Genomic DNA, 22,924 nt, shown 5'->3' with positions numbered 1-22,924 from the left:
TGGTAGCGATTTCACGATTGGGTAAGGTAAATGAAAACTATCTGGTAGTTAATATTTTGCGCCAGATCATTTTTGCTGAAATTAATAAATTTAACGACCTGTACGATTCGGCATTTATTGTTTGGTGAATGTGGGGAAATCGAGGAGTTACCTATGAAAAAGGTTGCGGTGCTGCTGGCGCCTGGTTTTGAAGAGGCGGAAGCGATTGTTACCATTGATATTCTGCGTCGCCTGAATATTGAAGTCGAAACGCTGGCCTGCGCGGAGTCGCGTGCGGTAGTGAGCTATCATGACGTACCGATGGTGACCGACAGTACGTTGACTGCGCGTCAGGCCCATCTCTACGATGCCGTCGTGTTGCCTGGGGGGCCGCAAGGTAGCGTTAATCTTGCCGCCAGCGAGGCAGTCATCCAGTTTGTCACCCGCCATGATGAGGCGGGAAAACTGATTTGTCCTGTGTGCTCTACGGCCGCGCGCGTACTGGGCGGCAACGGTCTGCTAAAGGGGCGTCGCTACGTGTGCTCGGGAGATTTATGGCAAAACGTCACGGATGGCGAATATATCGATGCGCCCGTTGTTGAGGATGGCAATCTTATTAGCGGCAAAGGATTAGGGCATATTTTTGATTTTGCGTTTACGCTTTCGGCGCGTCTGTTGGGAGATGATATTCCGGTTCGCGATCACGCCGACCACATTTACTACCCATGGTAAACATTGTTTTCCCGAATGCTTCAGCATTCGGGGACAAGGATTTGCTGACTGATGTTATGGACTAATCTGCTATTCCTCTTTTTCTTCGTCGTCAAAATCGCGTTTTTTTATGTCATTTATCGCTGAATTTATGTACGCAATTACTGTAATTCTGTGGTGTGATGCCGCTCTCTTATGGAGAATCAATTTCCCGCTAAAAATACTCTCAGCACTGGCATTGATCTTATCAATAAAAGGTAATGCCTTGTTTTACGTCCGAATTACAAAAAATCGTCTGATTTTACCCTACATAAAAGAACGTTAAAGCTGGAGTTGACCATGCACAAATTCACTAAAGCGCTGGCGGCCATCGGCCTGGCTGCCATTATGTCACAATCCGCTATCGCTGAGTCCATGAAGCTCGGTTTCCTGGTCAAACAACCGGAAGAACCGTGGTTCCAGACTGAATGGAAATTTGCCGATAAGGCCGGTAAAGACCTTGGTTTTGAGGTGATAAAAATCGCCGTCCCGGATGGTGAGAAAACCCTTAACGCGATTGACAGCCTGGCTGCAAGCGGTGCGAAAGGGTTTGTTATTTGTACGCCGGATCCCAAACTCGGGCCTGCCATTATGGCGAAGGCGCGCGGCTACGATATGAAAGTCATTGCTGTCGATGACCAGTTTGCCAACGCGAAAGGGAAACCGATGGACACCGTGCCGCTGGTCATGATGGCGGCAACAAAAATTGGTGAACGCCAGGGTCAGGAGCTGTACAAGGAGATGCAAAAGCGCGGGTGGGATGTGAAATCCACCGCGGTAATGGCCATTACCGCGAACGAACTGGATACCGCGCGCCGCCGCACTTCAGGCTCAATGGAAGCGCTTAAAGCTGCGGGCTTCCCGGAAAAACAGATCTACCAGGTTCCAACCAAATCGAATGATATCCCTGGCGCATTCGACGCCGCCAACTCCATGCTTGTTCAGCATCCTGAAGTCAAACATTGGCTGATCGTGGGGATGAACGACAACACCGTGCTGGGCGGCGTACGTGCGACCGAAGGGCAAGGCTTTAAAGCGCCGAACGTGATCGGTATCGGTATTAACGGCGTTGACGCGGTGAGTGAACTCTCTAAGGGCGAAGCGACCGGGTTCTACGGTTCATTACTGCCAAGCCCGGACGTTCACGGCTATAAATCAAGCCAAATGCTCTACAACTGGGTAACGAAAGGTGCAGAGCCACCGATGTTTACTGAAGTGACGGATGTGGTGCTGATTACCCGCGATAACTTCAAAGAAGAACTGGCGAAGAAAGGTTTAGGCGGTAAGTAACATAAATGCCGGATGCGTCGCCAAAGCGTCTGATCCGGCCTACGAATTACGCACTCAGTAGGCCGGATAAGGCAAAGCCGCCATCCGGTATAAAGATCTGAATCACGGAGACGTTATGCAACAGTCTACCCCGTATCTCTCATTTCGCGGCATTGGCAAAACGTTCCCCGGCGTTAAAGCGCTTACGGATATCAGTTTCGATTGCTATGCCGGTCAGGTGCATGCGCTGATGGGCGAAAATGGCGCCGGAAAATCAACACTCTTAAAAATTCTCAGTGGTAACTATGCGCCAACGACGGGATCCCTGGCGATCCGCGGACAAGAAGTTTCGTTTGCGGATACCACAGCCGCGTTGAACGCTGGTGTCGCCATTATTTACCAGGAACTGCATCTCGTCCCGGAAATGACCGTTGCCGAAAATATCTATTTAGGGCAACTGCCGCATAAAGGCGGCATTGTGAATCGGTCGCTGCTGAACTATGAAGCGGGGCTACAGCTTAAGCATCTGGGCATGGATATCGATCCCGACACGCCACTGAAATACCTCTCCATTGGTCAATGGCAGATGGTAGAGATTGCAAAAGCGTTGGCGCGTAACGCCAAAATTATCGCCTTTGATGAACCGACCAGTTCCCTGTCGGCACGCGAGATTGAGAATTTGTTTCGCGTTATCCGTGAGCTGCGCAACGAAGGGCGCATCATTCTGTATGTCTCGCACCGTATGGAGGAGATTTTTGCCCTTAGCGATGCCATTACCGTATTTAAAGATGGGCACTACGTTAAAACGTTTACGGACATGCAGCAGGTCGATCACGATGCGCTGGTGCAAGCGATGGTAGGGCGTGACCTTGGTGATATTTATGGTTGGAAATCCAGGCCTTATGGCGCAGAGCGCCTGCGTTTGCATGAGGTCAAAGCCCCAGGCGTGCGCACGCCGATCAGTTTATCGGTGCGTAGCGGTGAAATCGTCGGACTGTTTGGGCTGGTGGGCGCTGGACGTAGCGAATTAATGAAAGGATTGTTTGGCGGCACGCGTATCACCGCAGGCCAGGTGTTTATTGATGAACAGCCAATTGATATTCGCAAACCGAGCCACGCCATTGAAGCGGGGATGATGCTGTGCCCGGAGGATCGCAAAGCTGAAGGGATTATTCCGGTTCATTCGGTGCGTAACAACATCAACATTAGCGCGCGTCGTAAACATGTATTGGGGGGATGCGTGATCAATAACGGCTGGGAAGAAACCAATGCCGATCACCATATTCGTTCGCTCAACATCAAAACACCGGGGGCGGAGCAACTGATCATGAACCTCTCTGGCGGTAATCAACAGAAGGCTATTCTTGGCAGGTGGTTATCGGAAGAGATGAAAGTGATTTTGCTGGATGAACCTACCCGCGGCATTGATGTGGGCGCCAAGCATGAAATTTATAACGTGATTTATGCCCTTGCGGCGCGCGGCGTGGCCGTGCTGTTTGCATCCAGTGACCTGCCAGAAGTTCTCGGTGTCGCCGATCGTATCGTGGTGATGAGAGAAGGCGAGATTGCCGGGGAGTTACTTCATGAACAGGCGGATGAACGCCAGGCGTTGAGCCTTGCAATGCCTAAAGTCAGCCAGGCTGTGGCCTGAATAAGGAGAGTATGATGTCTTCCGTTTCTACATCGGGTTCAGGTGCTGCGAAATCGGCGCTAAATCTTGGCCGCATTTGGGATCAATACGGGATGCTGGTGGTGTTCGCGGCATTGTTCCTGGTTTGTGCCATCTTCGTGCCAAACTTTGCCACCTTCATCAACATGAAGGGGCTGGGACTGGCGGTATCGATGTCGGGTATGGTCGCATGTGGGATGCTCTTTTGCCTGGCATCCGGTGACTTCGACCTGTCCGTTGCATCCGTCATTGCCTGTGCGGGGGTCACTACTGCCGTGGTCATCAACATGACCGAGAGCCTGTGGATTGGCGTCGCTGCCGGGCTGTTGCTGGGGATTTTATGCGGTCTGGTGAATGGGTTTGTGATTGCACGGTTAAAAATCAATGCCCTGATCACCACTCTGGCGACGATGCAGATTGTCCGCGGTCTGGCCTACATTATCTCTGACGGTAAGGCGGTCGGGATTGAAGACGAGCGTTTCTTCACCCTTGGCTATGCTAACTGGTTCGGGCTGCCGGCACCTATCTGGATAACGATCGTTTGTTTCATCGTATTTGGCTTACTGTTGAATAAAACCACGTTTGGTCGTAACACGCTGGCTATTGGAGGGAATGAAGAGGCTGCGCGCCTGGCCGGGGTTCCGGTTGTTCGCACCAAGATTATTATCTTTATTCTTTCCGGTCTGGTATCCGCAATTGCCGGCATTATCCTCGCATCGCGCATGACCAGCGGTCAGCCAATGACCTCAATCGGTTATGAGCTGATCGTGATTTCTGCATGTGTATTAGGGGGCGTTTCGCTGAAAGGCGGCATCGGAAAAATCTCATATGTGGTTGCCGGGGTATTGATTCTGGGGACGGTTGAGAACGCGATGAACCTGCTGAATATCTCTCCTTTTGCACAGTACGTCGTACGTGGTCTCATCCTGCTGGCGGCGGTAATCTTCGACCGTTACAAGCAAAAAGCGAAGCGTACCATTTAATGATTTAAGCCCTAACTTTTTAGTCTAGCCTCAGCTAATCGCCAGCCGCTACCCGGCTGGCGATTGTTTTTCCAAATGGCGAGCATGGTCACACTGTCTATACTTATATCCGTCATACATCATCTATACGGCGCGATCCGCGCGGCGTACAAACCATGATGAGGAGGATAACCGGGTGACAGCATCACTGACATTACCCCCTGAACAATCTGCAAACTGTGCTTATTTTTTTGATCTCGATGGGACACTGGCTGAGATCAAGCCCTATCCTGACCAGGTCGTTGTCCCTAAGACAATCCTGCAATTACTACATCAGTTGGCGACGCATAACGCGGGTGCGCTGGCATTGATTTCAGGGCGCTCGATGGCTGAGCTTGACGGCCTCACCACTCCCTTTCGTTTTCCGCTTGCCGGAGTGCATGGGGCAGAACGCCGTGACATCAATGGTCAAACCCATATAGTGCGCCTGCCCGCGGGTATTGAACGTGAAGCCGGCGCGCTGTTACAGACGGCGTTGTCGAAACTGCCTGGCACGACGCTGGAAGCAAAAGGTATGGCTTTCGCGCTGCACTATCGTCAGGCGCCAGAGCATGAAGCAGCGCTGGTAACGCTGGCGGAATGCATCACGCATACATGGCCGCAGCTTGCATTGCAGCATGGAAAATGTGTCGTTGAAATAAAACCGAAAGGTACGAATAAAGGTGATGCGATTGCTGCATTTATGCAGGAAGCGCCTTTTGCCGGACGGATCCCCGTATTTTTCGGTGATGATCTAACGGATGAAACTGGCTTTGAGGTAGTTAACCGCGCAGGCGGTATTTCAGTGAAGGTGGGGAGCGGGGCGACGCTGGCGACATGGCGTCTGGATGGCGTCAGCGATGTCTGGCGTTGGCTGGAGCAAATTAACTCTTCGCAGCAACAATCGAATACAACAAACAACAGAAGAGGTGACTATGGGTCGTTTAGTCGTAGTATCTAATCGTATCGCCTCGCCAGATGACAAAGGGAGCGCAGGTGGGCTCGCGGTCGGTGTGTTGGGCGCGTTAAAAACTGCTGGTGGATTGTGGTTTGGCTGGAGTGGCGATATCGGTAATGAGGATAAACCGTTAAAAAAGGTCACTCGTGGCAATATTACCTGGGCCTCGTTTAATTTGAGCGAGCAGGATTATGAAGAGTATTACTGTCAGTTTTCGAATGCCGTTTTATGGCCTGCATTCCACTACCGGTTGGATTTAGTTCAGTTTCAGCGCCCGGCCTGGGAGGGGTATCAGCGGGTTAATGCCTTGCTGGTAGATAAACTGCTGCCGCTGCTGAGCGAAGATGACATTATTTGGGTTCATGATTACCACCTGTTACCGTTTGCCTACGAGTTGCGTAAACGCGGCGTGAATAATCGCATCGGTTTTTTCCTGCATATCCCTTTTCCGACGCCGGAAATTTTTAACGCGCTCCCTCCACACCAGGCTCTGCTTGAGCAGATGTGTGATTTTGATTTACTGGGTTTCCAGACCGAAAACGATCGCCAGGCTTTTCTGGACTGTCTGGCTGTCCAGACTCAGGTAACTACCCACAGCGATAAGCGCCACAAAGCATGGGATAAAGCGTTTCGCACAGAAGTGTATCCAATTGGCATCGAGCCGGAGGAAATCGCACGCCAGGCCTCAGGTCCTCTGCCGCCAAAAATGGCGCAGTTAAAGGCAGAGCTTAAGAATGTGAAGAATATATTCTCCGTTGAGCGTCTGGATTACTCCAAAGGCTTGCCAGAGCGTTTCCAGGCCTATGAGGCGCTGCTGGAGCATTACCCGCAGCACCATGGCAAAATTCGCTATACGCAGATAGCGCCAACCTCGCGCGGAGAGGTGCAGGCCTACCAGGACATTCGCCATCAACTGGAGACAGAGGCCGGGCGGATTAACGGTAAATATGGGCAGTTGGGCTGGACGCCGCTTTACTATCTGAACCAGTATTTTGACCGCAAATTGCTGATGAAAATATTCCGCTATTCTGACGTAGGGTTAGTGACGCCATTGCGCGATGGTATGAACCTGGTGGCGAAAGAGTATGTGGCTGCACAGGATCCGGCCAACCCCGGCGTTCTGGTGTTATCGCAATTTGCCGGGGCGGCGAATGAGTTAACTTCTGCGCTTATTGTGAATCCTTATGACCGGGATGAAGTGGCTGGCGCACTTAACCAGGCGCTGACAATGTCGCTTGCTGAACGTATCTCTCGTCATGCTGAAATGCTTGAGACTATCATTAAAAACGATATCGACAACTGGCAGGCGAGATTTATATGCGATCTAAGAAAAGTTACGTCGCGTCAGAGTAAGCGCCAGTTGTCAGACAGTGTGCCTTCCTGTTCGAAACTGGCGTAACGACCTGAAGACGGTATTAATCTCCAGCCAGAGGAACCAGCAGAACATCCACCTGGCTGGCGCCGACCACGCTTTTTGCTGAGCACGAAGCGCGCGAAAAGAAGCTCTGGTTATGGTTGCCGTAAATGACCAGATCGACTGCGTGTTTACGGCAAACGTCGAGAATATGTTCATTCAGTGCCCCATAGGTAATAAAAGTATGCTCGATGGGGTACTGGGCTTCTTTGCTGAGTTTATCGATAAAATCCTGGGTCTCCTCTTGCATGAGTTCACGCAGGTCTTCCAGCATGGGGGCGGCAAACTGGTTATACATTTCAGGGTCTGAGACCAATGTGATCAGGCTAATACGGGCGTTGACAGGGCGAGCGATAGAAACTGCCTTGGCTAACAATTGCTGGCTTTCAGGGGTGGCGGCAACCGCCACCAGAATGTGCGCATAGCTCATAACTCGCTCCTTTTTTTCAAGAATTATGAGAGAACTTTTCTGCTTTACTCAGCTTACTCCATACTGCAACGTTTCTCCCCAGGATAGTGTGAATCCCATCATTATTATTCATTAATTATTCTTATAAATAGAATAATCGCTTCATATAAATTGCAAATAGGTTCTGGTCACTTAAGTAAAACTCACCGCCAATGAAAACAATGTGTTAATAAAAAATAAACAAATATTAACATTTGACGGGTTATCACTGCGCGGTATTAATTAATCACCCTTAATATTTAAGTTATTGTTTATAAACAATTTAATTGAAAAGTCGTTTTACATAAAATATGTGATCCAGCTCGCTATTTCATAGTGTGATATTAACGTTTGTGAACAAAATACTATTCGCTTTTATTGCAAGAATATTCGTACGCCAGGAATCGAAAAGATGAATGTCGGTTTAAAAAATAGGCAAAGTAAAAGCTGCGCTGATGGATTTATGTTAAGTGTTTAGTTGATTTATGTGATCTGCGTCACATATTCTTTAAATTCGCAGCACGGTTCCGTTGTATGTGTAACTGGCGGCGGGTAGAGTTGCGTCGAATTAGGAAAAATCTTAGACAATTGTAAGAATTGATGTGAGCTTGTAAGAAGTGCGCATTCTTCAAAAGGGCTGATTTACACAACGTGTATGTGTCGTCACGCTGCTATGTATTTGACCTTTTGCTTTTTTTTACCGGGACTTCCCGGCGACATCACGGGGTGCGGTTTCACCGCATGAAAATAATGTTGGTTATTATGGATGCAAATAATGCATACATCCGAGTTGCTGAAACACATTTATGACATCAATTTGTCATATTTATTGCTTGCACAACGTTTGATCGTTCAGGACAAAGCATCTGCGATGTTTCGCCTTGGTATCAGCGAAGAGATGGCGGACACGTTGGCAACATTAACTCTTCCTCAAATGGTCAAACTGGCTGAAACAAACCAACTGGTGTGTCACTTCCGTTTCGACGATCACCAGACTGTTACTCGCCTGACGCAAGACTCCCGCGTTGACGATCTCCAGCAAATTCATACCGGCATCATGCTTTCTACGCGACTGTTAAGCGACATCGATGATGCCGCGCGCAAGAAAAGGGCTTGATGATGAGCGAAAAAAGCATTGTTCAGGAAGCGCGTGATATCCAGTTGGCAATGGAATTAATCACATTGGGCGCCCGTTTGCAAATGCTGGAAAGCGAAACGCAATTAAGTCGTGGTCGTCTTATCAAGCTGTACAAAGAATTACGCGGCAGTCCTCCGCCAAAAGGGATGCTTCCTTTCTCCACCGATTGGTTTATGACGTGGGAACAAAATATCCATGCCTCGATGTTTTGCAATGCATGGCAATTCCTGCTCAAAACAGGGTTGTGTAGCGGTGTGGATGCCGTAATTAAAGCGTATCGTTTATATCTTGAGCAGTGTCCGCAGCAGGAAGATGGTCCACTGCTGGCGTTAACTCGCGCATGGACGCTGGTACGTTTTGTCGACAGCGGATTGCTGGAATTGTCCACATGCAACTGCTGCGGCGGGAACTTTATCACCCACGCACACCAACCCGCAGGCAGCTTTGCCTGCAGTTTATGCCAGCCGCCATCACGGGCCGTAAAAAGACGTAAACTTTCCCAGAATGCTGCCGATATTATTCCACAACTGCTGGATGAACAGATCGAACAGGCTGTTTAACTGATACGGTGTGGATAAACACTCCAGCAGCGGTAAGCGATTACCGCTGCTTTTTTTTGTCCTGACCTCAAGTTAACTTCCCGACTGCGCATCCTGTCATAGTCAATTGCGAAAGGATGATGTCGTGCTTATCTTATTAGGTTACCTGGTTGTTATTGGTACAGTTTTCGGCGGTTACATGATGACCGGCGGACACCTTGGGGCACTCTATCAACCGGCTGAGCTGGTGATTATCGGTGGCGCAGGTATTGGGGCATTCATCGTCGGCAATAACGGGAAAGCCATTAAGGGAACGATGAAAGCGATCCCGATGCTTTTCCGTCGTTCGAAATACACCAAAGCGATGTATATGGATCTGCTGGCGCTGCTATATCGCCTGATGGCCAAGTCACGTCAGCAGGGCATGTTCTCGCTCGAACGTGACATCGAAAACCCTAAAGAGAGTGAAATCTTCGCCAGCTATCCACGCATTCTTGCAGATGCCGTGATGCTTGATTTTATTGTCGATTATCTGCGACTGATCATCAGCGGCAACATGAATACGTTTGAGATTGAAGCGCTGATGGACGAAGAAATTGAGACTCATGAGAGCGAAGCCGAAGTTCCGGCTAATAGCCTGGCGATGGTTGGCGACTCGCTACCGGCATTCGGGATTGTGGCGGCGGTCATGGGCGTTGTCCATGCGCTGGCTTCCGCCGATCGCCCGGCGGCTGAACTGGGTTCGCTGATTGCGCATGCGATGGTGGGGACATTCCTCGGTATTTTACTGGCCTATGGCTTTATTTCTCCACTTGCCAGTGTCCTGCGTCAGAAAAGCGCTGAAACCACCAAGATGATGCAGTGCGTGAAGATAACGCTGCTCTCCAACCTGAATGGTTACGCCCCGCCGATTGCCGTCGAATTTGGTCGTAAGACATTGTATTCCAGCGAACGTCCTTCGTTTATCGAACTGGAAGAGCATGTTCGTGCGGTGAGAAATCCAGCTGCGCAGCAAACGACCGAGGACGCATGAAAAATCAGGCCCATCCCATTATCGTCGTAAAGCGACGCAAACATAAAGGTCACGGTGGTGGGGCGCATGGTTCGTGGAAAATCGCCTACGCCGATTTTATGACCGCCATGATGGCCTTCTTTCTGGTGATGTGGCTCATTTCCATCTCCAGCCCTAAAGAATTGATCCAGATTGCCGAATATTTCCGTACTCCACTGGCTACCGCGGTGACAGGCGGCAATCGTATTTCGAATAGCCAAAGCCCCATCCCTGGTGGAGGGGATGATTACACCCAGCAGCAGGGAGAAGTGCACAAGCAGCCGAATATTGATGATTTGAGAAAACGCATGGAGCAAAGCCGTTTAAGCAAACTTCGCGGCGATCTCGATCAATTGATTGAATCGGACCCTAAACTGCGTGCGCTGCGCCCGCATTTGAAAATTGATTTAGTTCAGGAAGGGCTGCGTATTCAGATTATCGACAGTCAGAACCGACCAATGTTTAAGACCGGCAGTGCTGAAGTTGAGCCGTATATGCGCGATATCCTGCGGGCTATTGCGCCAGTGCTCAACGGCATCCCTAACCGAATCAGTCTTTCCGGACATACAGACGATTACCCTTACGCCAACGGTGAGAAAGGGTACAGCAACTGGGAACTGTCTGCCGATCGCGCTAATGCGTCGCGCCGCGAGCTGGTTAGCGGCGGTCTGGATGATGGAAAAGTATTACGGGTGGTAGGCATGGCCGCCACGATGCGTCTGAGCGATCGCGGTCCTGAGGACGCCATCAACCGCCGTATTAGCCTGCTGGTTCTCAATAAGCAGGCAGAAGAGGCCATTTTGCATGAAAACGCTGAAAGCCAGAATGAGCCGGTAAGTGTCTTACAACAGCCAGCGGAACTTCCGCCGGCAAGCGTTCCCACATCGCCACCAGCCAATCCGAGGTGATAGCGTGAGCATGGATATTAGCGATTTTTATCAGACTTTTTTTGATGAAGCCGACGAACTGTTGGCCGACATGGAGCAACACCTGCTCGATTTGGTTCCTGAAGCCCCGGATTCCGAACAGCTGAATGCCATTTTTCGTGCCGCGCACTCGATAAAAGGCGGGGCGGGCACCTTCGGCTTTACCATTTTGCAGGAAACGACCCATCTGATGGAAAACCTGCTGGATGAAGCACGGCGTGGCGAGATGCAGCTTAATGCCGACATTATCAACCTGTTTTTGGAAACGAAAGATATTATGCAGGAACAGCTCGACGCCTATAAAAACTCAGAAGAGCCGGATGCCGCCAGCTTTGAGTACATTTGTAATGCGTTACGACAGTTAGCGCTTGAAGCAAAAGGTGAAACCTCAGCCGCGCTCGTCAATACCGCAAAGCTGAGCGTTGTTGACGGGGCGGCGATGCAGGAAGAAACCGTTGCCAATCCCGCTCCGGCCAGTAAAGAGGTCAAGAAACGGATTATTCTCTCGCGCCTGAAATCCAGTGAAGTCGATCTGCTGGAAGAGGAGCTGGGGAATCTGGCGACCTTAACCGACGTGGTAAAAGGAAGCGATACGCTGTCTGCAACGCTGGATGGCAACCTTGCGGAAGATGACATTATTGCGGTGCTTTGCTTCGTAATTGAAGCGGATCAGATTGAATTCGAAACCGTCAGCGCAGCGCCCGTGGCGGTTGATGCGAAAGCGGAAACTGAAGCGGTAGCCGTAGTCGCGACGCCGCAGCCGGTTGCCGTCGCGCCTGCGGTCAAAACCGCCGCCAGTGAAGCGCCACACGCCCGCGCGGAACGTGATAAGCCTGCCCGCGCCAGTGAATCAACCAGCATCCGCGTAGCGGTTGAGAAGGTTGATCAGCTCATTAACCTAGTCGGTGAACTGGTTATCACCCAGTCAATGCTGGCCCAGCGTTCTAATGAACTGGATCCGGTCAATCACGGCGATCTCATCACCAGTATGGGGCAGTTACAACGTAACGCCCGTGATTTGCAAGAGTCGGTGATGTCGATTCGTATGATGCCGATGGAGTACGTGTTCAGCCGCTTCCCACGCCTGGTCCGCGACCTGGCGGGTAAATTGGGTAAACAGGTTGAGCTGACGCAGGTGGGGAGTTCAACAGAACTCGATAAAAGCCTGATTGAACGCATCATCGATCCATTGACGCACCTGGTGCGTAACAGTCTGGACCACGGTATTGAACTGCCGGAAAAACGTCTCGAAGCCGGGAAAAGCCCCATCGGCAATCTGACGCTTTCCGCCGAACACCAGGGCGGGAATATTTGTATTGAAGTGACCGATGATGGCGCTGGTCTGAACCGCGAACGAATCCTCGCCAAAGCCATCTCCCAGGGGATGCCGATCCACGAAAACATGAGCGATGACGAAGTCGGTATGCTGATTTTCGCCCCGGGCTTCTCGACGGCTGAACAGGTGACGGATGTCTCTGGTCGCGGTGTGGGGATGGACGTGGTGAAGCGAAATATCCAGGAGATGGGCGGCCATGTTGAGATCCAATCGAAGCAAGGACAGGGGACGACCATCCGAATTTTGCTGCCGCTGACCTTGGCGATCCTTGACGGGATGTCCGTACGCGTGGCGGACGAAGTCTTTATTCTGCCGCTGAATGCCGTGATGGAGTCACTGCAACCGCGCGAAGAAGATCTCCATCCGCTGGCCGGAGGAGAGCGCGTTCTGGAAGTGCGTGGCGAATATTTGCCGCTGGTTGAATTGTGGAAAGTCTTCGAAGTTGAAGGCGCAAAAACCGAAGCAACGCAGGGCATCGTGGTGATTTTACAAAGCGCAGGTCGTCGCTATGCGCTGCTTGTCGATCAGTTAATTGGCCAACACCAGGTGGTGGTCAAAAACCTGGAAAGCAACTACCGCAAAGTGCCAGGTATTTCTGCTGCAACGATTCTCGGCGACGGTAGCGTCGCGTTGATTGTTGATGTGTCTGCATTGCAGGGGTTAAACCGCGAACAACGTGTGGCGATCACAGCCGCCTGATTGAGTAAGAAAGGGAATAATATGACCGGTATGAGTAATGTAACTAAACTGGCCGGCGAACCGTCAGGTCAGGAATTCCTCGTGTTTACGCTGGGGGATGAAGAGTACGGTATCGATATCCTGAAAGTGCAGGAAATTCGTGGTTACGATCAGGTAACCCGCATTGCTAACACGCCAGCGTTTATCAAAGGCGTTACAAACCTGCGCGGTGTGATTGTGCCGATTGTTGATCTGCGCGTGAAGTTTAGCCAGAGCGATGTGGATTACAACGAAAACACTGTGGTGATTGTACTGAATCTGGGGCAACGGGTGGTTGGGATTGTGGTTGACGGCGTATCTGACGTGCTGTCGCTGACAACCGATCAAATCCGACCGGCACCGGAATTCGCGGTTACGCTGTCAACGGAATATCTGACGGGACTGGGCGCGCTGGGAGAGAGGATGCTGATTCTGGTCAACATTGAGAAACTGCTGAACAGCGAAGAGATGGCGTTGTTAGATATTGCCGCTGCTCATATGGCGTAAATAAGTAAACATATTATCCAGCCTACAATAATTGCTATTGTAGGCCGGATAAGCGTAGCGCATCCGACACCTTTCCTTCTTACGCTTCTCGTTCAACCAGTTCCGGTTCTTCTTCCAGTAAACCTTCATCCTGTGCCAGCATCGCCGTTGCAATCCCGTTACCCAATACGTTGATCGCTGAGCGCCCCATATCGAGGAAATGATCGATACCCATCAGTAACAAAATTCCTGCAACCGGAATATTAAAGCTTGGGATGGTTGCCGCCAGCACCACCAGCGCAGAACGCGGCACACCGGCAATCCCTTTGGACGCCAGCATCAGGGTCAACATCAGGACGGTGATTTCTGCAAAGGAGAGATGGATATTGTAGGCCTGTGCGATAAACATAGATGCAAATGAGCAGTAGACCATAGAACCCACCAGGTTAAACGAATAACCGATAGGCAGTACAAATGACACGATATTAGGCGAGCAGCCAAATTTGGTTAATTGCTCCAGCGTTTTCGGATAAGCGGCTTCGGAACTGCTGGTGGTGAAGGCGACCAGCACCGGGTCTTTCAGCATGCTGACCAGACGGAACACCTCTTTTTTCAGCATCACATAACCCACGGCCAGCAGGACCAGACAGGTCAGCAAAATGGCCACATAATAACCGCCAATGAACGACGCGTAGTTGAGCAGGATCCCCAGGCCCTGGGTGGAGATAACGGAAGATATTGCGGCAAAAATAGCCAGCGGCGCAACATACATCACGTAACCGGTCACCTTCAGCATAATGTGGGAGACGACATCCAGCGCGGCAACCAGCGGGGCGTTAAATTTTTCGCCGAGCGAAGCTCCACCGATGCCGAAGAACATCGAGAACACGACGATTTGCAGAATCTCATTGTTGGCCATCGCCTCAGCGATGCTGGTGGGAATGGTATGTGTCAGAAAACCTTTCAGGCTCATACCGCCTACGGCCAGGCCGGTATCGGTGGCTTCCAGCGGGATCGCCAGGTTCAGGCCGCTGCCGGGTTGTTCGAGGGAGACCACAAACAGACCGACCAGAATAGACAGAATAGAAGAGCTGATAAACCAGATCATCGCTTTGCCACCCACGCGCCCGATGGTTGAGGTTTCGCCCAGGCGCATAATACCCACGGTCAGGGTGCTGAAGACTAAAGGCGCAATCACCATCTTAATCAGGCGCAAAAAGATGTCGGTGAGAAGCGTAATATTATCGGCCCAGGCGGTAACAACGCCGGGCGAGGCATAAGAGTGGATCCCTGCACCCGACAGGATCCCCGCCAGCATGAAGATCACAATAAACAACGTGAGTTTGTTTGCATTTGCCACTAAAAAGCCCTCAGTAAGGATTTAACATTTATTGTTCGGTTACTCATTTTTTATACTTATTAAGTGGTAACAAAATATTCATCATATAAATTGGATTAAAGCGTAATCGGATACAACTTTTTTTAATTTTTTATTCATTTTGTTGTGGTATTTAGGAAGAGGATATGTGATCTGAATCACGAAAAAGTGCATGATTGTTCTCATCTGACCTTAAAAACAGGCAAATATGAATGTTATTTACATGATAATTATGATGTTTTTATGTGAATGACTTGTGGTGGCTGTTCAACTGCTGCTCAGTGGTTCTGCCTGACTGTATTTCCCTCCCGTATTTCCCTTGCGCAAACGTAAAGTTATCTCAGCGAGTGCCGATAACGTTGATAACTCGTTTTCAGGAAGGTGCCTTATGTTTAACCGTATCCGCGTTGTCACAATGCTGATGATGGTGCTGGGGGTTTTCGCACTGCTACAGCTTGTTTCCGGTGGTCTGTTGTTTTCTTCATTGCAGCAGAATCAGCAAAGTTTTGTTATTTCTAACGATCTTCGACAGCAGCAAAGCGAACTCACCTCGACATGGGATCTGATGCTGCAAACACGAATTAATTTAAGCCGTTCTTCCGCGCGTATGATGATGGATGCGTCCAATCAGCAAAGCAGCGCGAAAAACGATCTGCTAAAGAATGCGAAAGCATCGCTGGCGCAGGCAGAAACGCATTACGCAAAATTTAAAAACATCACGCCGTTGCCGGAGATGGCAGAAGCCAGCGGCAACGTTGATGAGAAGTATCAGCAGTACCATGCGGCCTTATCAGAACTGGTCCAGTTTCTGGAAAACGGCAATATGGACGCCTATTTCGCGCAACCTACTCAGGGAATGCAAAACGCGCTCGGCGAGGCGTTGGGCAAGTATGCCAGCGTTAGCGAGAAGCTTTACGTTCAGGCGTTCGATCAAAGCGCGCGTGATTACCACTTCGCCCAATGGCAGCTCGGCATTCTGGCCGTGGTGCTGGTGCTGATTCTGGTGGTGGTGTGGTACGGCATCCGTCATACCTTGCTCAACCCTCTGGCGCGCGTTATTGCTCATATCCGTGAGATCGCCAGCGGTAATTTAACCGCGACGTTGACGGTCCACGGACGTAACGAAATTGGTGAGCTGGCCAGTACGGTTGACCATATGCAGCGTTCGCTGACGGAAACCGTCACCCTGGTACGTGAAGGTTCTGATGCGATTTATTCCGGTACCAGCGAAATTGCCAGTGGTAACACCGATCTTTCATCCCGTACAGAACAACAGGCATCTGCGCTGGAAGAGACCGCCGCCAGCATGGAACAACTGACCGCAACCGTGAAGCAAAACGCGGATAACGCGCGTCAGGCTTCTCAATTGGCGAAAAGCGCCTCTGATACCGCACAACATGGCGGCAAAGTGGTTGATCGCGTGGTGAACACCATGCATGAAATTGCCGATAGCTCGAAGAAAATTGCCGACATCATCAGCGTCATCGATGGCATTGCTTTCCAGACCAATATTCTCGCACTGAATGCGGCGGTTGAAGCGGCGCGTGCCGGTGAGCAAGGGCGCGGTTTTGCCGTGGTCGCAGGCGAAGTGCGTAATCTGGCGAGCCGTAGTGCGCAGGCGGCGAAAGAGATCAAAGCATTGATTGAAGACTCTGTTTCCCGAGTGGATACCGGTTCTGTCCTGGTAGAGAGCGCCGGGGAAACCATGAATGACATCGTCAATGCGGTGACGCGGGTGACCGACATTATGGGGGAAATCGCCTCCGCTTCAGACGAACAGAGCCGCGGGATAGATCAGGTTGCGCTCGCAGTATCTGAAATGGATCGTGTGACGCAACAGAACGCCTCGCTGGTTCAGGAATCGGCCGCCGCAGCGGCAGCGCTCGAAGAACAGGCCAGTCGCTTAACCCAGTCGGTGTCGATTTTCCGTCTCGCGTCACGTCCGACGTCGGCTAAACCCCGTGACACACGGTTACCTGCGGCGGCGAATGCGACTGCATCATCTCCGCGCCAGAATAGTGAACAAGATACGAATTGGGAAACATTTTGACTGGTAGTTAAACCGCGGCCTGCGCCGCCCGATGGGAGCGTTGATGTTTAATCGTATTCGAATTTCGACCACGCTGTTTTTGATTTTAATCCTCTGCGGTGTTTTGCAGATTGGCAGTAATGGCTTGTCCTTCTGGGCATTTCGGGACGGTTTTCAAAACCTGAATCAGGTCGAACGGAGTAACCAACAACGCGCTGCGCTGGCCCAAACCCGCGCTGTGTTATTACAGGCCAGTACGGCCCTTAATAAGGCAGGAACGCTGACTGCACTGAGCTATCCGCCAGAGGATATCAAAGCCTTGATGACGCTTGCGCGCGATAGCCTGGCGCAGTCCGAGTCAATGTTTAAACGCTTTATGGCGACGTCGGATACCACAGAAGAAGAGAAGGCGCTGATTGGCGCGACGGAGAAAAGCTTTAGCCAATGGCACAGCGATCTGGTTCATCAGGCAACCTGGCTTGAGAACAACCAATTGTCAGATTTTCTGACCGCGCCGGTGCAGGCTTCGCAGGCTGCTTTTGATGCGAATGTTAACGCGTGGCAGAGCAACATCGACCGCGTGTTGCAAACAGCAGGGGATCTCAACCAGCGAAATTATCATATGTCGGGGGTGATTTTCGCCGTCATGGTGGTACTGGCGGTGCTGTTAACCAGTGCGGCGTTGTACTGGTCGCGCAAGATGATTGTCCAGCCGCTGGCGATTATCGGTAGCCATTTCGACAGCATTGCCGCGGGTAACCTGGCACGGCCGGTAGCAGTTTATGGTCGCAATGAGATCTCGGCCATTTTTGCCAGCCTGAAGAAGATGCAGCAGGCGCTGCGTGAAACGGTGAGTGAAGTTCGCCAGGGTAGCTCAGCCATGCACAGCGGCATTTCAGAGATCGCGATGGGCAATAACGATTTGTCTTCACGAACTGAACAGCAGGCGGCTGCACTGGCGCAAACGGCCGCCAGTATGGAACAACTCACTGCCACCGTTGGGCAGAATGCGGATAACGCGCGCCAGGCTTCAGGAATTGCTAAAAGTGCGGCAGACACAGCCCATAAAGGTGGCGAACAGACGTCGCGGGTCGCCAGTACTATGCATGAGATTTCCGCCAGCTCGCAGAAAATTGGCGACATTATCGGGGTGATTGACAGCATTGCCTTTCAGACCAATATCCTGGCGCTGAATGCCGCTGTAGAGGCTGCCCGAGCGGGGGAACAGGGGCGCGGTTTTGCCGTTGTTGCTGGAGAAGTGCGCAATCTGGCCAGCCGGAGCGCACAGGCAGCAAAGGAAATTAAGGGACTGATTGAGGAATCTGTCACCCGGGTTCATCAGGGATCGCAGTTGGTCGATATGGCGGCGCGCACGATGACAGAAATTGTCAGCTCTGTGACCCGGGTGAACGACATCATGGGGGAGATTGCCTCGGCGTCTGATGAACAGCGCAGAGGTATTGAACAGGTGGCGCAGGCCGTCAGCCAGATGGACTCCGTGACGCAGCAAAACGCCGGGCTGGTGGAAGAAGCCGCATCCGCCACCGGACAACTCGCCACGCAGGCCGATCATCTTTCTGCCTGTGTCGCATTTTTTAAGCTTGAAGAGCAAAACGTAGCAAAACAAGAGTTGGCGCAACCGCAGGTTGTGCCCGTTGTATCCTGAATGTGATTGAGAAGGCGCTATGACATCATCTCTGCCCTCCGGGCAAACGTCATTATTGTTACAGATGACACAGCGCCTCGCGCTGTCTGACGCGCATTTTCGTCGGATATGTCAATTAATCTACCAGCGTGCGGGGATCGTACTGGCCGACCATAAGCGGGACATGGTTTATAACCGCCTGGTCCGCCGCCTGCGAACCCTGGGTCTGGATGACTTTGGTCGCTATCTCAGCATGCTGGAAGCTAACCAGAACAGTGCTGAGTGGCAGGCTTTTATTAATTCTCTGACCACCAACCTGACCGCGTTTTTTCGCGAAGGGCATCATTTTCCGGTGCTGTCGGATCATGCTCGTCGGCGTAGCGGTGAATACCGCGTCTGGAGCGCGGCGGCGTCAACCGGAGAAGAGCCGTACAGCATCGCCATTACGCTCGCCGATACCTTAGGTATGGCGCCGGGCCGCTGGCGTGTTTTTGCCAGCGACATTGATACCGAAGTGCTGGAAAAGGCGAGAAGCGGTATTTACCGCCTTGATGAGCTAAAGACGCTGTCACCCCAGCAGTTGCAGCGTTATTTCATGCGCGGCACCGGACCGCATGAAGGGCTGGTACGCGTCCGGCAGGAACTGGCGGGGCATGTTGAATTTTCCAGCGTGAATTTACTGGATAAGCAGTACAACGTGCCTGGGCCCTTCGATGCCATATTTTGCCGTAACGTAATGATCTACTTCGATAAAACGACGCAACAGGACATTTTGCACCGTTTTGTTCCACTTCTTAAACCAGATGGGCTGCTGTTTGCAGGTCATTCAGAAAACTTTAGCAACCTCGTGCGCGAGTTTAGCCTGCGTGGACAGACCGTGTATGCGCATGCGCCAGGTAAGGATAAAGCATGAGTAAAATCAGGGTGTTGTCGGTTGATGATTCTGCATTGATGCGTCAAATCATGACCGAAATTATTAACAGCCACAGTGATATGGAAATGGTGGCGACGGCGCCAGATCCGTTGGTCGCCCGGGATTTAATCAAAAAATACAATCCCGACGTACTGACGCTGGATGTGGAGATGCCGCGCATGGACGGTCTCGACTTTCTTGAGAAGTTGATGCGTCTGCGTCCGATGCCGGTCGTCATGGTCTCTTCTCTGACCGGTAAAGGTTCAGAGGTCACGTTGCGGGCGCTGGAGTTGGGGGCGATTGATTTTGTCACTAAACCGCAGTTGGGGATCCGTGAAGGGATGCTGGCCTACAGCGAAATGATCGCGGAGAAGATCCGCACTGCGTCGCGGGCAAAACTGGCGGCTCATAAACCCATGGCAGCACCAACGACCTTGAAAGCAGGGCCATTACTCAGTTCGGAAAAATTGCTGGTGATTGGCGCCTCAACCGGAGGAACAGAGGCAATTCGCCATGTACTCCAGCCATTGCCGCTTTCAAGTCCAGGTATTCTTATCACCCAGCATATGCCGCCAGGATTTACCCGCTCGTTCGCCGAACGTCTGAACAAACTGTGTCAGATCACGGTGAAAGAAGCCGAAGACGGGGAACGCGTTCTCCCGGGGCATGCGTATATTGCGCCCGGTGACAAACATATGGAGCTGGCGCGTAGCGGCGCGAACTACCAAATCAAAATTCATGACGGCCCGCCGGTTAACCGGCACCGGCCTTCAGTGGATGTGCTGTTCCATTCGGTGGCAAAACATGCGGGGCGTAATGCGGTGGGAGTGATCCTGACCGGCATGGGTAACGACGGCGCCGCCGGAATGTTAGCGATGAACCAGGCTGGCGCCTGGACCATTGCGCAAAATGAAGCAAGTTGTGTGGTGTTCGGCATGCCGCGCGAGGCCATCAATATGGGTGGCGTAAGCGAAGTGGTCGATCTTAGCCAGGTAAGCCAGCAAATGCTGGCGAAAATCAGTGCCGGACAGGCAATACGTATTTGAATCAGGAGTCTATTTTTTATGGCGGATAAAGAGCTTAAGTTTTTGGTTGTGGATGACTTTTCCACCATGCGTCGCATCGTGCGTAACCTGCTCAAAGAGCTGGGGTTCAACAATGTTGAAGAGGCGGAAGACGGCGTGGATGCGCTGAATAAGCTGCAGACTGGGGGATTCGGTTTTGTCATTTCCGACTGGAACATGCCGAATATGGACGGCCTGGAACTGCTGAAAACCATTCGTGCAGATGGCGGAATGTCTTCCCTGCCAGTGCTGATGGTCACGGCAGAAGCGAAGAAAGAAAACATTATTGCGGCAGCACAGGCAGGCGCCAGTGGTTATGTCGTTAAACCGTTTACGGCGGCGACGCTGGAAGAAAAACTCAATAAGATCTTTGAGAAACTGGGCATGTGAGGGTGTGATAATGATGATGCAACCACAAATTAAACCTGCTGACGAACACTCAGCAGGGGACATCATCGCGCGCATCGGCAGTTTGACCCGAATGCTGCGCGACAGCCTGCGCGAACTGGGGCTGGATCAGGCTATTGCCGAAGCGGCGGAAGCGATTCCCGATGCCCGCGATCGTCTCGATTACGTTGTGCAAATGACTGCACAGGCGGCAGAGCGCGCGCTGAACAGCGTGGAAGCTTCGCAACCGCACCAGGACGCGATGGAAAAAGGGGCCAAAGAGCTGACAAAACGCTGGGATGAATGGTTCGACAATCCGATCGAGCTGTCTGACGCCCGGGAGCTGGTCACCGACACCCGTCAGTTTCTTGGTGACGTGCCCGGACATACCAGCTTCACCAATGCCCAGTTGTTAGACATCATGATGGCGCAGGATTTCCAGGACCTCACCGGTCAGGTCATCAAGCGTATGATGGATGTTATCCAGGAGATTGAACGTCAGCTGCTGATGGTTCTGCTGGAAAACATTCCGGAGCAGGGCGCTCGTCCAAAACGTGAAAACGAAAGCTTGCTGAACGGCCCACAGGTTGACACCTCAAAAGCCGGCGTGGTGGCAAGTCAGGATCAGGTTGACGACCTGCTGGATAGTCTCGGGTTCTGATTGTTGCGCGAGTCCCCTCAGGCCGCAGAGTAGGTCTGAGGGGAAAGTTCTCAGCGTAAATCCATTTTAACGGTCATGTTGCCTTCAAAGCTTCCTGGTTCCGGGCGGCTGGCGGTGGTAGAGACCGGCGCGGCCGTCATGTTAATTATGCCATTTCCCTGTTCATCCAGCGTAACCGGAAAGTCCACAGAACCATCCAGTACTACGTTCTGATTATTTGCATCAAACATTCTGATACCGAGATCGTTTCTGCCAATCAGTTTGGCGATGTAGGACTGACTACCCTCTACCACGCCCTGATCGGCGGTCAACGTCAGCTTAATCTTGTCGCTGTTGCTGATGGCGGGGCCGTCACAATGGTAGGCGATATCGACATCTTTCAGCGTATAGCCTTTTGGCGGTTGACCCTGGTTAACAAACTGACTGCTGATAATACTCCCCATATCAACCTCAATGGTGCTTCCAGCATTAATCGTACAACTGAGAGGGGCGGTAAGCTTACCGCTCAGCCAGATATTGGACACCAGTTGAGCATCGGTGTTGCGGCATGAACCATTTCCTGTATACAGACAGGCATAGCTTTGCACAACCAGCGTGGGGTCGATGATCTCTTCACCCAATATCGGTTTTTTAATGTACAGATAAAAGCGAATCACGCTGAGCTTGAACTTTCGTTTGACCGTTGCGCCACCGGTCGGTCGCGTTTCGTTGTTACAGACATCTGCCGTCCCTTCCGAAAGTTTTTGGTCTGCCTTTTGACTGCCCATATTGCCGATTGGGGTCGGGTACTCGGTGATTTTGATCTCACTTAACCCCATGCCATCGGGATTGTCGATAGCGTCGTTAAATCCCGAAACCTTGATATCCAGGTTCTCTGTTAAGACTCCGTATCCACTGACGCCTGCCGTCAGCGGACTACCGGCGAAGTTGTATTCATAAATCATCGATGCTGATGTGGTATTGGCGGGACATGTGCAATTGGCTTCGATCTCAGGCCCGGTACCTGGCATGTAGCTCCCCGTTAAGTATGAATAATTTGTGTTATTTTCTGTGCTGCTGAGTTCATGCTCATATGACACTGAATAGTCAGCAGATGCTCCAAAGCAATTTGATAATAGCGTTATCGCAGCCTGGACTGAGGCTGGCAATATAAAGAGAACCGAGGT

Annotated in this window: 21 protein-coding genes; 18 read left to right on the top strand and 3 right to left on the bottom strand. The window is 51.5% G+C overall.

Features of this window, described 5'->3' with window-relative positions; translation table 11 throughout:
- The first annotated feature begins 153 nt into the window (after nucleotides 1–153).
- The 6 genes from JSN25_RS18470 to otsA all read left to right on the top strand — a co-directional run bounded on the left by JSN25_RS18470 (nucleotide 154) and on the right by otsA (nucleotide 7,025).
- Entirely contained in the window at nucleotides 154–711 is a 558-nt protein-coding gene (locus JSN25_RS18470; protein WP_204525225.1) for a DJ-1/PfpI family protein, read from the top strand.
- A gap of 318 nt (nucleotides 712–1,029) precedes the next feature.
- Entirely contained in the window at nucleotides 1,030–2,019 is a 990-nt protein-coding gene (locus JSN25_RS18465) for an arabinose ABC transporter substrate-binding protein (protein ID WP_038641497.1), read from the top strand.
- Between the two features lie 115 nt (nucleotides 2,020–2,134).
- A complete protein-coding gene (gene araG, locus JSN25_RS18460; protein WP_038641495.1) occupies nucleotides 2,135–3,649 on the top strand; it encodes an arabinose ABC transporter ATP-binding protein AraG in 1,515 nt (504 codons plus the stop codon).
- Nucleotides 3,650–3,663: 14 nt separating this feature from the next.
- A complete protein-coding gene (gene araH, locus JSN25_RS18455; RefSeq protein WP_042307755.1) occupies nucleotides 3,664–4,650 on the top strand; it encodes an L-arabinose ABC transporter permease AraH in 987 nt (328 codons plus the stop codon).
- 175 nt (nucleotides 4,651–4,825) lie between these two features.
- Nucleotides 4,826–5,629 carry a trehalose-phosphatase gene (gene otsB, locus JSN25_RS18450; protein ID WP_087856039.1) on the top strand — a complete coding sequence of 268 codons (804 nt, stop codon included), beginning with the start codon at nucleotides 4,826–4,828 and terminating at the stop codon, nucleotides 5,627–5,629.
- A complete protein-coding gene (gene otsA, locus JSN25_RS18445; RefSeq protein WP_069323586.1) occupies nucleotides 5,604–7,025 on the top strand; it encodes an alpha,alpha-trehalose-phosphate synthase in 1,422 nt (473 codons plus the stop codon). Before otsB ends, otsA begins: the two co-directional genes overlap by 26 nt.
- Nucleotides 7,026–7,041: 16 nt before the next feature.
- Here the strand turns inward: otsA and uspC are convergent, their stop codons facing one another.
- Nucleotides 7,042–7,470, bottom strand: a complete 429-nt coding sequence (gene uspC, locus JSN25_RS18440) for a universal stress protein UspC (RefSeq protein WP_038641488.1) — start codon at nucleotides 7,468–7,470, stop codon at nucleotides 7,042–7,044.
- Nucleotides 7,471–8,263: 793 nt separating this feature from the next.
- Between uspC and flhD the strand changes: the two genes are divergently transcribed.
- The 6 genes from flhD (at nucleotide 8,264) to cheW (ending at nucleotide 13,702) form a co-directional block, all read left to right on the top strand.
- Nucleotides 8,264–8,605: a flagellar transcriptional regulator FlhD gene (gene flhD / locus JSN25_RS18435; RefSeq protein WP_003034622.1), complete on the top strand. Its 342-nt coding sequence runs from the start codon at nucleotides 8,264–8,266 to the stop codon at nucleotides 8,603–8,605.
- Nucleotides 8,602–9,186, top strand: coding sequence for a flagellar transcriptional regulator FlhC (gene flhC / locus JSN25_RS18430; protein ID WP_170973258.1), 585 nt, complete (start codon nucleotides 8,602–8,604; stop codon nucleotides 9,184–9,186). The genes flhD and flhC overlap by 4 nt, the downstream gene beginning before the upstream one ends.
- A 124-nt stretch (nucleotides 9,187–9,310) precedes the next feature.
- Nucleotides 9,311–10,198: a flagellar motor stator protein MotA gene (motA, locus tag JSN25_RS18425; RefSeq protein WP_032939611.1), complete on the top strand. Its 888-nt coding sequence runs from the start codon at nucleotides 9,311–9,313 to the stop codon at nucleotides 10,196–10,198.
- Nucleotides 10,195–11,124, top strand: coding sequence for a flagellar motor protein MotB (motB, locus tag JSN25_RS18420; RefSeq protein ID WP_038641486.1), 930 nt, complete (start codon nucleotides 10,195–10,197; stop codon nucleotides 11,122–11,124). The genes motA and motB overlap by 4 nt, the downstream gene beginning before the upstream one ends.
- Nucleotides 11,125–11,128: 4 nt before the next feature.
- Nucleotides 11,129–13,177 carry a chemotaxis protein CheA gene (cheA, locus tag JSN25_RS18415; protein ID WP_121529173.1) on the top strand — a complete coding sequence of 683 codons (2,049 nt, stop codon included), beginning with the start codon at nucleotides 11,129–11,131 and terminating at the stop codon, nucleotides 13,175–13,177.
- Between the two features lie 21 nt (nucleotides 13,178–13,198).
- A complete protein-coding gene (cheW, locus tag JSN25_RS18410) occupies nucleotides 13,199–13,702 on the top strand; it encodes a chemotaxis protein CheW (protein ID WP_038641481.1) in 504 nt (167 codons plus the stop codon).
- A gap of 79 nt (nucleotides 13,703–13,781) precedes the next feature.
- On the opposite strand, the gene JSN25_RS18405 is transcribed toward cheW, so the two are convergent.
- On the bottom strand, nucleotides 13,782–15,041 hold the full coding sequence (locus tag JSN25_RS18405) for a dicarboxylate/amino acid:cation symporter (protein ID WP_085048027.1): 1,260 nt from the start codon (nucleotides 15,039–15,041) through the stop codon (nucleotides 13,782–13,784).
- A gap of 406 nt (nucleotides 15,042–15,447) precedes the next feature.
- Here JSN25_RS18405 and tar point away from each other — a divergent pair, with 406 nt between their 5' ends.
- Genes tar through cheZ form a run of 6 tightly spaced genes read left to right on the top strand, consistent with a single transcriptional unit; the run spans nucleotide 15,448 to nucleotide 21,758 of the window.
- Entirely contained in the window at nucleotides 15,448–17,109 is a 1,662-nt protein-coding gene (gene tar, locus JSN25_RS18400) for a methyl-accepting chemotaxis protein II (RefSeq protein ID WP_204525224.1), read from the top strand.
- Between the two features lie 43 nt (nucleotides 17,110–17,152).
- Complete coding sequence (tap, locus tag JSN25_RS18395; protein ID WP_204525223.1) at nucleotides 17,153–18,754, top strand: methyl-accepting chemotaxis protein IV; 1,602 nt, start codon at nucleotides 17,153–17,155, stop codon at nucleotides 18,752–18,754.
- A gap of 19 nt (nucleotides 18,755–18,773) precedes the next feature.
- A complete protein-coding gene (cheR, locus tag JSN25_RS18390) occupies nucleotides 18,774–19,646 on the top strand; it encodes a protein-glutamate O-methyltransferase CheR (RefSeq protein WP_038641472.1) in 873 nt (290 codons plus the stop codon).
- Nucleotides 19,643–20,692 carry a protein-glutamate methylesterase/protein-glutamine glutaminase gene (locus JSN25_RS18385; protein ID WP_038641470.1) on the top strand — a complete coding sequence of 350 codons (1,050 nt, stop codon included), beginning with the start codon at nucleotides 19,643–19,645 and terminating at the stop codon, nucleotides 20,690–20,692. The genes cheR and JSN25_RS18385 overlap by 4 nt, the downstream gene beginning before the upstream one ends.
- Before the next feature lie 18 nt (nucleotides 20,693–20,710).
- Nucleotides 20,711–21,100, top strand: a complete 390-nt coding sequence (gene cheY / locus JSN25_RS18380; protein WP_038641468.1) for a chemotaxis response regulator CheY — start codon at nucleotides 20,711–20,713, stop codon at nucleotides 21,098–21,100.
- 13 nt (nucleotides 21,101–21,113) lie between these two features.
- Nucleotides 21,114–21,758: a protein phosphatase CheZ gene (gene cheZ / locus JSN25_RS18375; protein WP_204525751.1), complete on the top strand. Its 645-nt coding sequence runs from the start codon at nucleotides 21,114–21,116 to the stop codon at nucleotides 21,756–21,758.
- Nucleotides 21,759–21,808: 50 nt separating this feature from the next.
- Here the strand turns inward: cheZ and JSN25_RS18370 are convergent, their stop codons facing one another.
- A complete protein-coding gene (locus tag JSN25_RS18370; RefSeq protein ID WP_223229514.1) occupies nucleotides 21,809–22,768 on the bottom strand; it encodes a fimbrial protein in 960 nt (319 codons plus the stop codon).
- Nucleotides 22,769–22,924 lie beyond the last annotated feature (156 nt).

Source organism: Citrobacter cronae (genome assembly GCF_016893685.1).
Lineage (GTDB): Bacteria > Pseudomonadota > Gammaproteobacteria > Enterobacterales > Enterobacteriaceae > Citrobacter > Citrobacter werkmanii.
Note: the sequence above shows the minus strand (reverse complement) of the source record. Positions and strands in the feature narration are given on the sequence as shown.

What these genes read in the sequence shown, in the direction of transcription:
- JSN25_RS18470 (WP_204525225.1), top strand. Translation starts at nt 154, where the DNA reads ATGAAAAAGGTTGCGGTGCTGCTGGCGCCTGGTTTTGAAGAGGCGGAA.
- JSN25_RS18465 (WP_038641497.1), top strand. Translation starts at nt 1,030, where the DNA reads ATGCACAAATTCACTAAAGCGCTGGCGGCCATCGGCCTGGCTGCCATT.
- araG (WP_038641495.1), top strand. Translation starts at nt 2,135, where the DNA reads ATGCAACAGTCTACCCCGTATCTCTCATTTCGCGGCATTGGCAAAACG.
- araH (WP_042307755.1), top strand. Translation starts at nt 3,664, where the DNA reads ATGTCTTCCGTTTCTACATCGGGTTCAGGTGCTGCGAAATCGGCGCTA.
- otsA (WP_069323586.1), top strand. Translation starts at nt 5,604, where the DNA reads ATGGGTCGTTTAGTCGTAGTATCTAATCGTATCGCCTCGCCAGATGAC.
- uspC (WP_038641488.1), bottom strand. Translation starts at nt 7,470, where the DNA reads ATGAGCTATGCGCACATTCTGGTGGCGGTTGCCGCCACCCCTGAAAGC.
- flhD (WP_003034622.1), top strand. Translation starts at nt 8,264, where the DNA reads ATGCATACATCCGAGTTGCTGAAACACATTTATGACATCAATTTGTCA.
- motB (WP_038641486.1), top strand. Translation starts at nt 10,195, where the DNA reads ATGAAAAATCAGGCCCATCCCATTATCGTCGTAAAGCGACGCAAACAT.
- cheW (WP_038641481.1), top strand. Translation starts at nt 13,199, where the DNA reads ATGACCGGTATGAGTAATGTAACTAAACTGGCCGGCGAACCGTCAGGT.
- tar (WP_204525224.1), top strand. Translation starts at nt 15,448, where the DNA reads ATGTTTAACCGTATCCGCGTTGTCACAATGCTGATGATGGTGCTGGGG.
- tap (WP_204525223.1), top strand. Translation starts at nt 17,153, where the DNA reads ATGTTTAATCGTATTCGAATTTCGACCACGCTGTTTTTGATTTTAATC.
- cheR (WP_038641472.1), top strand. Translation starts at nt 18,774, where the DNA reads ATGACATCATCTCTGCCCTCCGGGCAAACGTCATTATTGTTACAGATG.
- JSN25_RS18385 (WP_038641470.1), top strand. Translation starts at nt 19,643, where the DNA reads ATGAGTAAAATCAGGGTGTTGTCGGTTGATGATTCTGCATTGATGCGT.
- cheY (WP_038641468.1), top strand. Translation starts at nt 20,711, where the DNA reads ATGGCGGATAAAGAGCTTAAGTTTTTGGTTGTGGATGACTTTTCCACC.
- cheZ (WP_204525751.1), top strand. Translation starts at nt 21,114, where the DNA reads ATGATGCAACCACAAATTAAACCTGCTGACGAACACTCAGCAGGGGAC.
- JSN25_RS18370 (WP_223229514.1), bottom strand. Translation starts at nt 22,768, where the DNA reads ATGCCAGGTACCGGGCCTGAGATCGAAGCCAATTGCACATGTCCCGCC.